Source organism: Mesorhizobium calcicola (assembly GCF_042682105.1).
GTDB lineage: Bacteria > Pseudomonadota > Alphaproteobacteria > Rhizobiales > Rhizobiaceae > Mesorhizobium > Mesorhizobium calcicola.
The window spans coordinates 1-14,745 of sequence record NZ_JBHUGY010000039.1; the positions used below are offsets into that span (position 1 = coordinate 1).

Sequence of the window (14,745 nt, forward strand, 5' to 3'; positions counted from 1 at the left end):
CTCGGCCTCAACCTGAAGCGCTACGCGCATTTCACGTCGCCGATCCGCCGCTACGCCGACCTCATCGTGCATCGCGGACTTATTGCCGCACTCGGCCTCGGTCCGGGCGGGCTGACGCAGGACGAGGCAGCGCGGCTCGAAGACGTTGCGGTGCTGATCTCAGGCACGGAACGGCGCGCAATGGCCGCCGAGCGCGACACCGTCGACCGGCTGATCGCCGCCTATCTCGCCGAGCGCGTCGACGACCGGTTCGACGCCCGCATTTCCGGCGTCACCAAATCGGGACTATTTGTCCAATTGCCGCAGTACGGCGCGGATGGTTTCATCCCGGTGTCAACATTGAATGGCGATTACTATATATACGACGAAACGGCCCGCTCCCTGTTCGGAGAACGCTCGGGCAAAGGCTACCAGCTCGCGGATCGCGTCGAGGTCCGGCTCGTCGAAGTGGCGCCAATGGCCGGCGCCATTCGCTTCGAGATGTTGACCGACCCAAAGCCTTTGCCGGACTCCAAGCGGTCGTTTCACAAGGCCAAAGGCCGCGCCCGCGCGTCGCAATCGCGACCGGGTTCGCGCGGCAGGAGACGATGATGACAACAGCCATGGAAGAACAGTTTTCGGCGGAGAACATCACTCGGGCCGGGCCGCCCGCCCGCTGTGGACGGCGATGAAGCGTGGCATGCTCGGCCGCTGCCCGCATTGCGGCGAAGGCAAGCTATTTCGCGCCTTCACCAAGACCGTCGACACATGCAGCGTCTGCGGCGAGGAACTGCATCACCATCGCGCCGACGACCTTCCGGCCTATCTCGTCATCGTCATCGTCGGCCACCTCGTGCTCGGCGCCTTCATGGGTATCGAGGCGACATCGACCCTGTCCACGTGGCAGCACATCGCCATCTGGGTACCGCTGACCATCATCCTGGCGGTGGCGCTGCTGCAGCCGGTCAAGGGTGCCGTCATCGGACTGCAATGGGCCTTCTATATGCACGGATTCGGTGGCGAGAAGGATGTGATCGAACCACATCCCGGGATCTAAAACGCCGCCTGGCGCAACATACCGACCGTGAAAGGCCGCTTTCGCTTGCCAGAAGTTTCCGTTAGGTCCTGCGCATGGACGGTATGACCAAGGCGGAAGTCGACAGGATCGAGCGGAGCATGATCGCGCATAGCGGCCAGCCAATTCGTCCGCGCGACGCGGCGACCCTGATCCTGCTTGACCGCAAGGGCGATGAGGTGCTGGTCCTGATGGGCCGCCGCCACCCCGGCCACGCCTTCATGCCCGGCAAGTTCGTCTTTCCCGGCGGCCGCACTGATCCGGCCGACAGCCGCGTCCCGGTCGCCGCCGCATTGCATCCGGAGCAGGAAGCAAAGTTGATCGCCGGGCCTGGCCGCACAAGCGTCGCACGGGCGCGCGCGATCGCCTTGTCGGCCATCCGCGAGACCTATGAGGAAGCCGGGCTGCTGATCGGCCGCAAAGGCGCTTTCGCCACCGCCAGAGCCGATTGGCAGGGCTTTGCCGAACACGGCGTGCACCCCTCTCTCGATATGCTGCGTTTCGTCGCGCGCGCCATCACACCGCCCAACCGGGTGCGCCGCTTCGACACGCGCTTCTTCAGCGCCTGGCGCGACGATGTCGCCGTCGAACTGCCGGGGGGCGGCCCGACAAACGAACTCGAAGAGCTGGTCTGGCTACCGCTTGCCAAGGCCAGGGAAGCCGACATACCCGACATCACCCGAATGATCCTGGGCGAACTGGAAGAGCGCCTCGCCCATGATCCGCTGTTGCGCCCGGGTGGCCCCGTGCCCTTCTACCGGCTTGTCCGCAACCGCTTCACCCGCGAAATTCTGTAGAATATCGAGTATTCAGCATCCCATGACGGTCGATACCCAACCACAGGCCGACGAGCGCGTACATTGGCTGCCGATGGTGGCGGCGATCTCGTCGATCAGCGTCGTCGGCATCGCCATCGGCCTCGGCATGCCGTTGCTCAGCGTCATTCTTGAAACGCGCGGCCATTCGGCCTCGATGATCGGTCTCAACACGGCTGTCGCCGGCCTGGCCTCGATCGCCGGCGCGCCGCTGGCCACACCGCTCGCCATGCGGTTCGGCGTTGCCTGGACCATGATTGCCATGATCGCCGCTGGCGCCCTGGCCTTCATCGGCTTTCATTTCGCACCCGATTTCTGGATGTGGTTTCCGCTGCGCGTTGTGCTGCATATCGCGCTGACGGTGCTGTTCATCCTGTCGGAATTCTGGATCAGCACTTCGGCCCCGCCGCACCGGCGCGGGCTTGTCCTCGGCATCTACGCCACTGTTCTGTCGCTCGGCTTTGCCGCGGGGCCGTGGCTGTTCGCCCATCTTGGCAGTTCCGGCTTCAGGCCGTTCGGCGTCATCATCGCACTGGTGACGCTGGCCGCCATACCGGTGCTGGCGGCGCGCAACGAGAGCCCGACCATTGTCTCCGATGGCGAGACCAGCAATTTCCTGCGCTACATCTGGCTGGTGCCGTCGGCGACTGCAGCCGTGCTGGTGTTCGGCGCGGTCGAAACCGGCGGCTTTGCGCTGTTCCCGGTCTACGGCAACCGTATCGGCTACTCCGAGGCCGATGCAGCCCTGCTCCTGACCATGATTGGCCTCGGCAACGTGCTGCTGCAGATCCCGATCGGCATGATCAGCGACCGCGTCCGCGACCGCCGCTATCTGCTGATTGCCTGCGCCACCGTCGGCCTTGCCGGCACGATCTTCATGCCCTTCTTTGCCCAGAATTGGCACCTGATGGCGGCACTTCTGTTCGTCTGGGGCGGCGTTGTCGCTGCCATGTACACGATCGGCCTTGCCCACCTCGGCTCGCAGCTTTCCGGCCACGAACTGGCGTCCGCCAACGCCGCTTTCGTGCTTTGCTACGGCGTCGGCATGGTGCTCGGCCCGCAAGCGATCGGCATCGGAATGGATGCGTTCGGTCCATCCGGTTTCGGCTGGTCGCTCGGCCTGTTCTTCGCCGCCTACATCGCCCTGGTCAGCGTCAGGCTGATCCGCAAGATCCTCCTTTAGCGCGACACTTCTTCCAGCCTGCATTTCACGCGGCGACACTACACGCTGCTGACAGAACCGTGTCAGCAGCCCCCGATTATAAGGTTGCCTCAAACATCTGAAGTTGAGGATCCTCCCATGATCGACAGCGGCTTTGAAACCACTTCGTTGCGAATGACACTGCTCCTGCTCGTGACCTTCCAGGCGCCGGCCGCCGATGTCGACCGCATCATGGACGCGGTGGTTGCGATAGCGCCGCTGGCGATGGGCAAATACGACCGCAATGCCTATCAGTCGGCGCATGGCATCGAACGCTACAGGCCGCTTGACGGTGCGGCCGCCGGCGCCGAAACCGAGTTGCGGCGACGCCCCGGCACGGTCGAGGTTTCGTTCGAATTGCCCGACGACCAGACACTGGCCGCCCGGGTGGTCGAGGCGATTTTCCAGGCGCACAGCTACCAGGAACCGGTGATCCGCATTCAGCCGATCCTCGCCAGCCGCTCCAAGGGGCTGGACGACCGCGCCAATCCGAATCGCTGGTGGAACACGACCGGGGACTGGAAGAAGGTTGCCCCCGTTAGGGAAGAAGCTTAGAGCGGCCTTCCCTTCCCCCTTGTGGGAGAAGGAAGAGACAGCACCGCCGGGCTTGACTTTCCAGGCACGTTCTTTATGTGTCGCGCCAAGTTTCCCGCGTCCGGGTGTTTCCCCGTGCTCCAGCGGCCAAAACCCCACGAACATAACGGACTGAAATCATGGCCAAAGCCGCAAACATCAAGATCAAGCTTCTGTCGACCGCCGACACCGGTTTCTTCTACGTGACCAGCAAGAACAGCCGCACCAAGACCGACAAGCTGTCGTTCCGCAAGTACGACCCGGTCGCCAAGAAGCACGTCGAATTCAAGGAAACCAAGATCAAGTAATCTGGTTTCCTCCGCGAATGCCGAACGCCGCCCATTGGGCGGCGTTTTCGTTTGCAGGGCCATCGGGCGGAGTCTGCTGAGGCCAATGCAAACCCTACCCTTGGCCCGTCTCACACTTTTCCTGGAATCGCTTCAGGGTTGCCGTGGTGCGACCGCCTCGAGCGCCATTTGACCGGGCAAGGTGGCGTGGCTGGAATTTTGCCAGCCACCGGCGGGCGCGGAAAATACTGGGTCGTGACCTGCACCGCCTCGGCTGTCGCCTCATCGAACAGCAGCGAAATCAGTTTCAAGGCTTCGTCGAGGCCTGATGAGATGCCGCCACCGGTCAGTCGGTTGCCGGATTTGATGAAGCGCGCATGCGTCGTATCGACCTCGATCTTCGGAAAACTCTGCAGGCATTTGACGAACGCCCAATGGGTCGTGGCCTTGTGACCGTCAAGCAGCCCGGCGCGGGCAAGCAACAGGGCCCCCTCGCATACCGAGCAAACCCAGAGCGCATCCGCCGCCACCTGCCGCAGATAGGCGAGAAAAGGCGAATTGGCATCCGACATCATCGCGCTCAACGCTTCCGGCGCGCCGCCCGGCACCCAGAGGACATCGAGCGTTGGCGTTTGGGCAAAGCTGGCATGGGCTTCGAAACGCAGCCCGTTCACGGTCGTGACCGGGCCACCGACGGCGGACAGGATTTGGCAATCGAGCCCCTTCGCCGGGTCGACCCATTTGAACATTTCATAAGGTCCGGCAACGTCGAGCAAGTCCACGCCGTCATAGACTGGAATTCCAAGTTTCATGGTCTCCCCTCCTCCTGCTTCCGCAATCACTATGCGACAGCCGGCACTGGCGATAGGCGGCGATCGGACGATGAGGCCGGTCTAGCCGATGCGATCGCCGCTTTCCGGATCGAACAGATGCAGCGATGCCGGATCGGCCGACAGCCGCACCACGTCGCCGGGCTTCACGCCGGTACGGCCCATGGCAAAGACGCAGAGCTGCTGGCCGGCCAGCTTGACGTAGAACTGCGTCGAGAGGCCGAGCGGCTCCACCACCCCTACCTCGCCTTGCAGGGCGCCACCGTCCGCCAGCCTGACATGCTCGGGCCGCAGACCGACGGTGATGACGTCACCGTCCTTCAGCGGCAGGCCGTCCGGCAGGCGCAGCGCCTGGCCATCGGCCAGCACGGCCTCCGACGTGCTTCCCTTTCGAACCGTCGCCGGCATGAAATTCATGCCGGGCGAGCCGATGAAGCCGGCGACGAACATGTTCGCCGGCCGGTCATAGAGATCGAGCGGTGCGCCGACCTGCTGGATCAGCCCGTCATGCATGACGACGATCCGGTCGGCCATGGTCATGGCCTCGATCTGGTCGTGGGTGACATAGACCGAAGTGGTCTTCAACTGCTGGTGCAGCGCCTTGATCTCGGCGCGCATATGGACGCGCAGCTTGGCGTCGAGGTTCGACAGCGGCTCGTCGAACAGGAAGACCTTGGGATTGCGCACGATGGCGCGGCCCATGGCGACGCGTTGGCGCTGGCCGCCGGACAGTTGGCGCGGCAGGCGTTGCAGGAAAGTGTCGAGCCCGAGCCGCTTGGCGGCACTGTCCACCCGCGCATCGATCGCCGACTTTTCGGCTTTGCGCAGCATCAGGCTGAAGCCCATGTTCTTCGACACGTCCATATGCGGATAGAGCGCGTATGACTGGAACACCATGGCGATATCGCGGTCCTTCGGCGCGACGTCGTTGACCAGCCGCTCGCCGATGCGGATCTCGCCGCCTGACGCCTCTTCCAAACCGGCGATCATCCGCAGCAAGGTGGACTTGCCGCAGCCTGACGGGCCGACCAGGACGACGAACTCGCCATCGGCGATCTCAAGGTCGACCGCGTGCAGGACGCGGACGGCACCATAGTCCTTGCGGACCTTTTCGAGCGTAACAGAGGCCATCGATCATCCTTTGACGGCGCCGGCGGTCAGGCCGGTGACGAGATAGCGTTGCAGGAAGGCGAAGAAGATGCAGACCGGGATCAGCGCCAGGATGGACGCCGCCATCATCTGTCCCCAGTCGACGGCGAATTTGCCGATGAAGGTGAGCAGGCCGACGGCGAAGGTCTTCTGGTCGTCGCTGGAAATCAGCATCAGCGCGAACAACAACTCGCTCCAGGCGGCGGTGAAGACGAAACCGAGCGTCGCGCCCATGCCCGGCAGCGTCAGCGGCACGATGACCTTGCGCATCGCCTGCGCACGCGTACAGCCGTCGATCATCGCCGCCTCCTCCAGGTCCTTCGGGATGCCGTCGAAGAAGGACTGCATCAGGAAGGTGGCGAAGGCGGTGTTGAAGGCGGTGTAGATGATGATCAGCCCGGTCAGGCTGTTGATCAGGCCGATCTGCCCCATCACGCGGTAGATCGGTGGAATGACCATCACCAGCGGGAAGGTCTGGGTCAAAAGCAGCAGCAGCGCGAGCGCCGCCTTGCTGCGAAAGGTGAAGCGCGACATGGCATAGCCGGCGAGCGTCGCAACGACCGTCACCAGTGCAGCCGTCGACACCGAGACGATGACGCTGTTTAGGAAATAGCGCGGGAAATCGGTGGCCTCGAGCACGGTGACGAAATTCTGCAGCGTCATCTGCGACGGCCAGAAGGTGATGCCTTCGGAATAGAGAAGCCGCTCCGGCGTGACCGAGATCTTCAGCGTCCAGTAGATCGGGAACAGCGCAAAGATCACGTAAGCCGCGATTGCCGCGTAGAGGCCGATGCCGCCGAAAAACCGTTGCGAGGCCGAGCGTCCTGCGATCATCAGACGTGCCTCACCAGGGAGCGGCGAATGCCGATCAGCGCGATCGCATAGGCAATTAGCAGGACCAGCAGCAGCACGGCGACCGCCGAGGCATAGCCCTTGTCCAGCGATTTGAAGGCGCTGACATAGATGTAGACCGGCACCGTGTTGGTCGAGCCGGCAGGGCCGCCCTCGGTCATGACGAAGATCAGATCGGCGAAGGTGGCGATCCAGATGGTGCGCAGCATCACGGTGATGGCAATGGTCGGCGCCAGGAAGGGCAGCGTCACCTTGGTGAAGCGCTGCCAGGGCGAAGCGCCGTCGATGGCCGCTGCCTCATGCAGTTCCGATGGAATGGATTTCAGCGCCGCCAAAAGCGTGATGGCGAAGAACGGAATGCCGAACCAGACATTGGCGACGATCGGTCCCCACATGGCCGTTGAAGGATCGGACAGAATATTGGTCGGCTCGGCCTTCAGCCCCAGCGCGAACAGCCAGTGCGGCAGCGGACCGATGATCGGATTGAACAGCCAGGCCCAGGTCAGGCCCGACAGGAAGGACGGCACCGCCCAGGGCAGGAACACCAGGGCTTGCACCACCTTGCGGCCCGGGAATGGCTTGTCGAGCAGCAGCGCCAGGCCAAGACCGAGGAAGAACTGGAAGAACAGGCTGGCGACAGTCCACCACAGCGTGTTGACCAGCGCCTGCCCCAGCACCGGATCCGACAGCATCGCCCGATACTGCCCGAGCCCGACAAATTCCGACTTGAAAGCCGAGAATTTGCGGAAGGAGTAGCTGATACCGATGACCAGTGGCACCAGAAGCACCACGGCCAGAAGGATGATCGCCGGGCTGAGATAGAGCCAGGGCTCGATAGCGGCGTGCGATAGCCGCTTGCGACGCGGCTTGCCGGCGGATCGTATTTCGGACACGACATAGGTCATTGGCGGCTCTGCGGTGAATGGTGGATGCCGGCGTCGGCGACAGCGTCCTTCTCCCGTTTCACGGAGAGAAGATGCCGGCAGGCAGATGGGGGCTGCGCGGACCTTCTAACGATGGCGCCGCCTCCATCCGTCACTCTGCTTTATGCAAGTCGTGATCCCAAAACCGCTTCGCACTTTTGGGCGACATGCATTTTTGTTTTATGCAAGTCGTGATCTCAAAACCGCTTCGCACTTTTGAGCGACATGCATTGGTGACACCTTCTCCCCGTGAACGGGGAAAAGGGAAGAAAAACTACTTCTTGTTCTTCGCCAGCCAGTCCTGCTGTTCCTTGGTCAGGAAGGCAGCCCATTGGTCGGCAACGTCCTTGGCCGTCTTCTGGCCAAGCAGCACTTCCTGGAAATTCTTGATCGCCACCTGGTCGACGAAATTGCCGAGATTCTCCAGATGCGTCGGTGGCGTCACCATTTCATACTTGGAGCTGTCGCTCAGCTCCGTGAACCAGCCCTTGAACTGCTCGGTCTTGAAATGGGGATCCTGGTCGGCGCCATTGTGGATCGGGACGACACCGACCTCCTTGGCCCATTCCAGATTGTCCTTGGGCGACAGCAGCGTCGCCATCAGCTTCCAGGCGTCGTCCTTGTGCTGCGAGTTGGCGAACATCGCCCAGCCAGCATAGCCGAGCGTCGGGTAGGATTTGCCGCTCGGCCCGACCGGCAATGGCGCCACGGCGAAGTCGTCGGCGCTCATCTTGTCGGCGATGCCGAGCAGCGCGTCGGGGTCCTGGTTGAGCATGGCGCAGGTACCGGAATAGAAACCGGTGACCGTCTCGTTGAAGCCCCAGCTCACCGCATCCTTCGGCGCCAGGCCGTTCTTGTACATGTCGGCCAGCATCTGCAGACCCTTGACCGAGCCTTCCTCATTGATGGTCGAGGTGCCGTCCTCGTTGAAATAGCCGCCCTTGCCGGCGGCGATGTTCATGAACATGTGCATGCCGTTGAAGGCGCCCGGACCGCCGCGCAGGCAGTAGCCGTATTTGCCGGGAAGTGCCGAGATCTTCTTGGAGTCGGCGATGAAATCGTCAAGCGTGGCCGGCGGGCCGTCGAGGCCGGCTTCCTTGAACAGCTTCTTGTTCCAGAACAGCGCGTTCACATAGTAGCCGTAGGGGATCATGAACTGCGTGTTGTTGACCGTCGAGCCGAACTGCTTGGCGCGGTCGCCCAGCGTCTTGGCGTCGTCCCACTTGGCCATGTAGGGGCCGAGATCCTCGAGCTGTGCGTTGTTGGCATAGAGGCCCATCCAGCGTTCGGGCATCTCGACCACGTCGGGCGTATCGCCGGCCTGCACCATGGTCAGGAATTTTTCAAAGGCCTGGCCCCAGGGCAGCGAGATCAGCTCGACCTTGACGCCCGGATTGGCGGTTTCGAACTCGGCGATCTGCTTTTTCAGGAATTCGGTGCGCGGCGGGCTGGTGATGACTTCGACCATCTTGAGGGTCGAATCGGCCACAGCACTTCCGGCGGAAATCGCCAGCCCCGCAACGGTGGCAAGCATGACGGTCAGTTTTTTCATGTTCAAGACTCCCATTTTGAACCCGCTTGTTATTTTCTGGCTTTTTCGAAGGCTTGGGCGATGTCCTCCCACAGGTCTTCGACACTCTCCAATCCGACACTGAAGCGGATGGTTCGGGGGCTGACGCCGAAGCGCGCCATCGAATTCAGGCCCGGCGTCTGCTCCAGTGACGCCTTGGCAGGCACGACAAGGCTTTCGTGCCCGCCCCAGCTGACGCCGATGCGGAAATATTTCAGCGCATCGACGAAGACGGGGATGTCGATATCGTCCGTCACCTCGAAGGAGAACAGACCGGCATAGCCGGCCAAGGTGGCCTTGCCCGGGTGGTTCGAATAAGCGGGGTGGTTGACGCGCTCGACATTGGCATGCGCCTTCAGCCGTTCGGCGATGGTCAGTCCGCTCTTCATGTGGTGCGGCAGGCGCAGCGGCAGCGTGCGCAGACCGCGCAGCAGCAGCCAGGCCTCGAACGGCGACAGCTTGCCGCCGAGATAGGAATACGTCTGTTCGTTGATATGCTTGATATGGGCGGCCGAACCCGCCACCACGCCGGCGACGGTGTCGCTGTGGCCACCGAGATATTTCGAGGCCGAGTGCAGCACCAGGTCGACGCCGTGCGCGATCGGCTTCTGGAACACCGGCGTCGCCCAGGAATTGTCGATGCTGGTGACGATGCCCTGTTCCTTGGCCAACCGCGTCAGATGCGCGATATCCTGCAGCTCGAACATCATCGAGGTCGGGCTTTCCAGATAAAGCAACTTGGCGCCGGGAAGTGCCGCGGCGACCGCGTCCGGGTCGGAGCCATCGACGTAGTCGACCTTGATGTTGAGCCTCGGCAAGAGCCGCTCGAACAACCGGTAGGCATCGCCGTAGCAATTGCGCACCGCCACGATGCGCTCGCCGGCACCGACGAAAGCAAGCACCGTGGCGCTGATCGCCGCCATGCCGCTGGAAAAGCCGCGCGCGGCCTCAGCGCCTTCGAGCGCCGCCACCCGCGCCTCGAACTCCATCACGCTCGGGTTGTCGCCGCGCGAATAGATCGGCTGCTTTCGTTTGCCGGCGAAGGTGTCGGCCATCTCGGCATAGTTGGCGAAGGTGAACAGCGAGGTCTGGTAGATCGGCGGCACCACCGCACCACCCGGGAATGGCTCGTCATGCGCCAGCAGCGTTGCCGCCTCGGCGAGATAGTCGTGGTCGAAACCGGATGGGTGCTCGGTCATGTCTGGCTCGAAAGTTTGAGTTTGGCAGCACCGCGCTTCAGATCGTCCTCGACGGTGGCGATCAGCTTGAGCGCCTCGGCGCGGGCGCCCTGAGGATCGCGCGCGGCAATGCGTTCATAGATGGTGCGGTGATAGGGAAAGCTGGCATGGCCGAAGTCGCGCACACCCAGCGGATGCTCCCAGAAGCGATGGAACAGCTCATGCATGGCGGCAATGATCTGCTCGAACAGCGGATTGCCCGAGACCCGGTAGATCGCCTGGTGGAACTCCCAGTCCTCTTCCGACGACATGCCGTCGCGCGTGCGAAACGCCTGCTCCATGATGTCGAGCTTGCGCGCGATCTCGGCAATGTCGGCCTGGCTTGCACGCTCGGCACAGAGTGCGGCGGCCTCCGCCTCCAGCGCGCGGCGGATCTCCAGCGTCTGCATCAGGCTGGTGAAATCATTGCCGCCCGCCAGCGTCAGCGGCATATGCAGCATGTCTGGTGAGACGGCCGCCTTGAGATAGGTCCCGCTGCCTTGCCGGCGCTCGACCAGACCGAGCCCTTCCCAGCGCGTCAGCGCCTCACGCACGGTGTTGCGGCTTACCTTCAGCCGCTCTGCCAGAATGCGTTCGGTTGGCAGTCTCTCACCGGGCTGCAGGGCTTCGGCGCGAACAAACCCCACCAACGCCTTCAGCACGGCGTCATCGCGCGCCGTCGTCTGAATGGGTGGCAGGCTGTTCTGGTCCACATTTCCTCCAAGTGGTGCAATGGCCCAACCAATTTCTGCACATGCAAGAGATCCTGTCAATCGGTTGTCAGCAGACCGCGTCGCCGCAAGCGGCGACGCGATGCGTTTCAAGAGGCTAGGTGAGCCTGCTTCATTGTGGCTGTGGCGCCACGGCAGGCGGTCCGAACCAGACGGTCAGCGCCTCGGCAAGTCCAAGACGGGTTGAGTCCCCCACCCAGGCCACATATCCGTCGGGCCGGATCAACACGGCGGTCGGAGCGGCGACGGGACCAAGCACCGGAAGCTCCCATGGTCCGGAATATGTGGCGTCGATCTGCCGGACCCGATCCGCCCACGGTGTGATGTCGAAACCGCCTGGCTGACCGAAGTTGAGCAAGACCGGCCGGGCATGGTGCAGCAAGGCAAAGACCCGCAGCGGGCCGTTGACAGTGAGCAGGTCGAGGTCGGGCATCCGCCGGCCAAGCAGAGGATGCCCCTCGCCAAAATTGTAGTGAACGCCCAGACCGGACATCTCGCCGGCCATTCGTCTGCGCGGTTCGTCCATCCCGAGCAGTTCGGCAACGATGTCGCCCATGGCCTTGCCGCGGTCGTCCATACGCCGAAGCGCAACCTGCGCCATCGTGTTCTGCAAGACACGGGCGGCGACCGGGTAGCGCTCAGCCTGGTAGGTATCGAGGAGGTTCTCCGGTGAAACCCGCTTGACCACCTGCGCCAGCTTCCAGCCGAGGTTCACCGCATCCTGTACACCGATGTTGAGGCCCTGGCCGCCCATCGGGGGATGGATGTGTGCGGCATCGCCCGCCAGCAGGACGCGTCTGTCGCGGTAGGTCGCCGCTTGCCGCGACATGTCGGTGAAGCGCGAGAGCCAAGTCGGACTGTGGACCCCATAGTCGGTCCCATAGATGGCAACCAGCGCCTCGCTGAGATCGCGCAGTGTGGGTTCTCCGCCGGTCTTCAGTCGCGGTTCTGTCAGCACGACGCCGACTGTCCCACCCTCCCCGATCTTGCCCAATGCGTGGATACCGGAATCCGTGTTCCGGAAGCCCAACGGCGGATCCTCAGACATTTCGACCTCGGCGATCATCCAGCTCATCGTCGGATCCCATCCGGCGAATTCGATGCCAGCCGCTTTTCGGATGACGCTTCGCCCTCCGTCACAGCCCACCAGATAGTCCGTCTTCAATCGCTGGCCATCTGCCAACTCTATGGTGACCCTGCTGTCGTCCTGCGTGAACCCCGCAACCTCACGGCTGCGATAAATCGGCACTTTCAACTCGTCGACCCAACCGGCCAATATGCGTTCGGCGTGGTTCTGACGCAGCCCGAGCACGCAGTTGTACCGCGTTGGAAAATCGCTGATGTCCAACCGGATCATGTGGAAGCCCACGAACTGAAAGCGCTGTCCCTGTGACAGGAATCTGTCGGCAATCCCACGTTGATCGAGAACCTCGATGGCGCGTGCGTGCAGGCCGCCCGCACGCAAGCCAACAAGCTCCTGGTCGGCGCGCCGCTCGACAATAGCCACATCAACACCCGCCAACGCGAGTTCACCGGCCAACATCAGCCCGGTCGGACCGGCTCCGCCGATCACCACCGCATGATTTGAAATCATCAATCGTCACTCCCGTTTTCGTACCTGGTCTGGGTCGCCGTTTTACGGGAGGAGCCGGGTCTTGCCGCAAGCCCCTTGTGCGCCATATGTATGAACTGGAGAGGGTACTCTTCCCTTCAGGGCGCCATCCACGAATAAAGATTCTCGGGCAGTGACCGTGCGCGCCATATCGCTATCGCCGTTGATCCAAGAGAACAGAATCCGGATTTTTCACACGAAAAAAAGCAGAGTCATCCGTGCCTTGGCACGGAACTCTGATGTTCTGTCTGGAGAGGGGGCCGGTCGGCGTTTGGCAGCGGTACGAGGAGGCCACTATGTGCCAGCGCCGGCCGGCCGACCCCACGGACCCAGGAGATGCGGCGGACCTGAGCATCATGGGGTATTCCAGGGATCGAGCCGGCTGTCTATCCTCGTGCCGGCTTCGTCTTGGCCTGCACACTTGCGCAAGAGCTTAAGAAAATCAACCGTTTCTTAACCAAGGCTGGCAAATCGCTTGGATTAAGGTAAACGGGTAACCCTTTCGGGTTGACAGGATAATCGGGCCTGGGCCGTCACGCCGCCTTGGCGACGACGCGGTTGCGGCCGCCGCTCTTGGCTTCATAGAGCGCGAGGTCGGCGCGCTTCATCAGCGCCGCCACCGTGTCCACCCCCTTCAGCACCGACGACACGCCGACGCTGACGGTGACTTCGATCGTCTTGCCGTCCTGACCGATGGCAAAGGGCGCCTGAGCGATTTCGGCGCGGATGCGTTCGGCCACCTTCTCGGCCACCGCGCCATCGGTGTCCGGCATCACCACGACGAACTCCTCACCGCCAAAGCGGCAGGCAAGGTCGATGCCGCGGACATTCTTGCGCAGCCGTCGCGCGAATTCCCGCAACACTTCGTCGCCGCCGTCATGGCCGTGCGCGTCGTTGATCGACTTGAAACGGTCGAGATCGGTGATCATCAACGACAGCGGCCGCCGGCGCGCCACCGCGCGATCGAACAGCGTCTGCAGATGACTGTCGAGATAACGGCGGTTGTGCAGCCCGGTCAGGCCGTCGGTCACCGCCATCTCGATGGTCTGGGTGACGCTGGCCCGCAGTTGGTCGTTGTAGCGCTTGCGGCGCACCTGGGTGCGCAGCCGTGCCGTCAGTTCCTGCTGGTCGATCGGCCGCATCAGATAGTCGTTGATGCCGAGTTCGAGGCCGCGGATGATGCGCTCCTCCTCGCCCGCCTCCGCCAGCAGGATGATCGGGACGAACCGGGTGCGGTCGAGCGAACGCAGTTGCGAACACAGGCGGAGCGGATCGAAATTGGCGAAGGCGGTCGAGATCATCACGCATTCGTAGGACGTCTCGGCAGCCTGGAAGAAGCCGGCATGCGGATCGCTGGTGACATCGAGATCGGCGCGGTCGCGCAGCATCCTCTGGACGCGCTCGACGGAGGATTTGCGCTCGTCGATCAAAAGCACTTTCGGCGTCGTGTCCTCGGAGGCGAAATTGCGGCTCAGCAGCTCTTCGATGCCGATGTTGCGCGTCGTCGAGGCGCGCAGCCGCAACTCGTCGGTCAGCGACTTCAGCCGAACCAGGCTCTTGACGCGCGTCATCAGCTGCAGGTCGTTGACCGGCTTGGTCAGGAAGTCATCGGCGCCGGCTTCAAGCCCGCGCACGCGGTCGGAAACCTGGTCGAGCGCGGTGATCATCACCACCGGAATGTGCGATGTCGCCGGGTCGCTCTTCAGCCGCCGGCAGACCTCGAACCCGTCCATGTCGGGCATCATCACGTCGAGCAGCACGACATCGACTTTGCCGTTCTCGCACGTCTCGATGGCATCCGGCCCGTTGGTGGCGGTCAGCACCTCGAAATATTCGGCCAGCAGCCGGACCTCCAGCAGCCGCACATTGGCAGGGACGTCGTCGACGACGAGGATCCGTGCAGTCATTTCACAAGACTCCGGCTCGGCTGG

The 14,745-nt window shown here is 62.9% G+C and carries 15 protein-coding genes; 6 read left to right on the plus strand and 9 right to left on the minus strand.

From position 1 onward, the window contains the following. The 6 genes from ACFSQT_RS25845 to rpmG form a co-directional block, all read left to right on the plus strand. The coding region (locus tag ACFSQT_RS25845) for an RNB domain-containing ribonuclease (RefSeq protein WP_379023459.1) at nt 1-591 on the plus strand (591 nt) is incomplete at its 5' end. A gap of 76 nt (nt 592-667) precedes the next feature. Beyond that, nucleotides 668-1,036 carry a DUF983 domain-containing protein gene (locus tag ACFSQT_RS25850; RefSeq protein ID WP_379023461.1) on the plus strand — a complete coding sequence of 123 codons (369 nt, stop codon included), beginning with the start codon at nt 668-670 and terminating at the stop codon, nt 1,034-1,036. A 74-nt stretch (nt 1,037-1,110) separates the two neighbouring features. Continuing rightward, nucleotides 1,111-1,851 (plus strand): NUDIX hydrolase, encoded by a 741-nt coding sequence (locus ACFSQT_RS25855; protein ID WP_379022710.1) that lies wholly within the window; start codon nt 1,111-1,113, stop codon nt 1,849-1,851. Between the two features lie 22 nt (nt 1,852-1,873). Beyond that, on the plus strand, nt 1,874-3,052 hold the full coding sequence (locus ACFSQT_RS25860; RefSeq protein ID WP_379023463.1) for an MFS transporter: 1,179 nt from the start codon (nt 1,874-1,876) through the stop codon (nt 3,050-3,052). Nucleotides 3,053-3,169: 117 nt separating this feature from the next. Further along, nucleotides 3,170-3,625, plus strand: a complete 456-nt coding sequence (locus ACFSQT_RS25865) for a YqfO family protein (protein WP_379023465.1) — start codon at nt 3,170-3,172, stop codon at nt 3,623-3,625. A 158-nt stretch (nt 3,626-3,783) separates the two neighbouring features. After that, the gene (rpmG, locus tag ACFSQT_RS25870) at nt 3,784-3,951 is read left to right on the plus strand and encodes a 50S ribosomal protein L33 (protein ID WP_006201775.1); all 168 of its coding nucleotides are present in this window, start codon (nt 3,784-3,786) and stop codon (nt 3,949-3,951) included. 110 nt (nt 3,952-4,061) lie between these two features. Here rpmG and ACFSQT_RS25875 read toward each other — a convergent pair whose 3' ends face one another. From ACFSQT_RS25875 to ACFSQT_RS25915, 9 genes are all read right to left on the minus strand, one after another. Further along, the gene (locus ACFSQT_RS25875; protein ID WP_379023467.1) at nt 4,062-4,742 is read right to left on the minus strand and encodes a DJ-1/PfpI family protein; all 681 of its coding nucleotides are present in this window, start codon (nt 4,740-4,742) and stop codon (nt 4,062-4,064) included. Nucleotides 4,743-4,823: 81 nt separating this feature from the next. Then, nucleotides 4,824-5,891: an ABC transporter ATP-binding protein gene (locus ACFSQT_RS25880; protein WP_379023469.1), complete on the minus strand. Its 1,068-nt coding sequence runs from the start codon at nt 5,889-5,891 to the stop codon at nt 4,824-4,826. A gap of 3 nt (nt 5,892-5,894) precedes the next feature. Beyond that, on the minus strand, nt 5,895-6,743 hold the full coding sequence (locus ACFSQT_RS25885; protein ID WP_379023471.1) for a carbohydrate ABC transporter permease: 849 nt from the start codon (nt 6,741-6,743) through the stop codon (nt 5,895-5,897). After that, on the minus strand, nt 6,743-7,666 hold the full coding sequence (locus ACFSQT_RS25890; protein WP_379023473.1) for a carbohydrate ABC transporter permease: 924 nt from the start codon (nt 7,664-7,666) through the stop codon (nt 6,743-6,745). Before ACFSQT_RS25890 ends, ACFSQT_RS25885 begins: the two co-directional genes overlap by 1 nt. A 292-nt stretch (nt 7,667-7,958) precedes the next feature. Further along, complete coding sequence (locus ACFSQT_RS25895; protein WP_379023475.1) at nt 7,959-9,236, minus strand: ABC transporter substrate-binding protein; 1,278 nt, start codon at nt 9,234-9,236, stop codon at nt 7,959-7,961. Nucleotides 9,237-9,265: 29 nt separating this feature from the next. After that, nucleotides 9,266-10,453 carry a PLP-dependent transferase gene (locus ACFSQT_RS25900; RefSeq protein WP_379023477.1) on the minus strand — a complete coding sequence of 396 codons (1,188 nt, stop codon included), beginning with the start codon at nt 10,451-10,453 and terminating at the stop codon, nt 9,266-9,268. Next, nucleotides 10,450-11,184 carry a FadR/GntR family transcriptional regulator gene (locus tag ACFSQT_RS25905; protein WP_379023479.1) on the minus strand — a complete coding sequence of 245 codons (735 nt, stop codon included), beginning with the start codon at nt 11,182-11,184 and terminating at the stop codon, nt 10,450-10,452. The genes ACFSQT_RS25900 and ACFSQT_RS25905 overlap by 4 nt, the downstream gene beginning before the upstream one ends. A 130-nt stretch (nt 11,185-11,314) precedes the next feature. Beyond that, the gene (locus tag ACFSQT_RS25910) at nt 11,315-12,796 is read right to left on the minus strand and encodes an FAD-dependent monooxygenase (RefSeq protein WP_379023481.1); all 1,482 of its coding nucleotides are present in this window, start codon (nt 12,794-12,796) and stop codon (nt 11,315-11,317) included. A 551-nt stretch (nt 12,797-13,347) separates the two neighbouring features. Further along, a complete protein-coding gene (locus ACFSQT_RS25915; protein ID WP_379023483.1) occupies nt 13,348-14,721 on the minus strand; it encodes a PleD family two-component system response regulator in 1,374 nt (457 codons plus the stop codon). Between the last annotated feature and the right edge of the window lie 24 nt (nt 14,722-14,745).

Excerpts from the sequence above, each read along its gene's own strand:
- ACFSQT_RS25850 (WP_379023461.1), top strand. The coding sequence starts at position 668 with ATGAAGCGTGGCATGCTCGGCCGCTGCCCGCATTGCGGCGAAGGCAAG.
- ACFSQT_RS25855 (WP_379022710.1), top strand. The coding sequence starts at position 1,111 with ATGGACGGTATGACCAAGGCGGAAGTCGACAGGATCGAGCGGAGCATG.
- ACFSQT_RS25860 (WP_379023463.1), top strand. The coding sequence starts at position 1,874 with ATGACGGTCGATACCCAACCACAGGCCGACGAGCGCGTACATTGGCTG.
- ACFSQT_RS25865 (WP_379023465.1), top strand. The coding sequence starts at position 3,170 with ATGATCGACAGCGGCTTTGAAACCACTTCGTTGCGAATGACACTGCTC.
- rpmG (WP_006201775.1), top strand. The coding sequence starts at position 3,784 with ATGGCCAAAGCCGCAAACATCAAGATCAAGCTTCTGTCGACCGCCGAC.
- ACFSQT_RS25875 (WP_379023467.1), bottom strand. The coding sequence starts at position 4,742 with ATGAAACTTGGAATTCCAGTCTATGACGGCGTGGACTTGCTCGACGTT.
- ACFSQT_RS25880 (WP_379023469.1), bottom strand. The coding sequence starts at position 5,891 with ATGGCCTCTGTTACGCTCGAAAAGGTCCGCAAGGACTATGGTGCCGTC.
- ACFSQT_RS25885 (WP_379023471.1), bottom strand. The coding sequence starts at position 6,743 with ATGATCGCAGGACGCTCGGCCTCGCAACGGTTTTTCGGCGGCATCGGC.
- ACFSQT_RS25890 (WP_379023473.1), bottom strand. The coding sequence starts at position 7,666 with ATGACCTATGTCGTGTCCGAAATACGATCCGCCGGCAAGCCGCGTCGC.
- ACFSQT_RS25895 (WP_379023475.1), bottom strand. The coding sequence starts at position 9,236 with ATGAAAAAACTGACCGTCATGCTTGCCACCGTTGCGGGGCTGGCGATT.
- ACFSQT_RS25900 (WP_379023477.1), bottom strand. The coding sequence starts at position 10,453 with ATGACCGAGCACCCATCCGGTTTCGACCACGACTATCTCGCCGAGGCG.
- ACFSQT_RS25910 (WP_379023481.1), bottom strand. The coding sequence starts at position 12,796 with ATGATTTCAAATCATGCGGTGGTGATCGGCGGAGCCGGTCCGACCGGG.
- ACFSQT_RS25915 (WP_379023483.1), bottom strand. The coding sequence starts at position 14,721 with ATGACTGCACGGATCCTCGTCGTCGACGACGTCCCTGCCAATGTGCGG.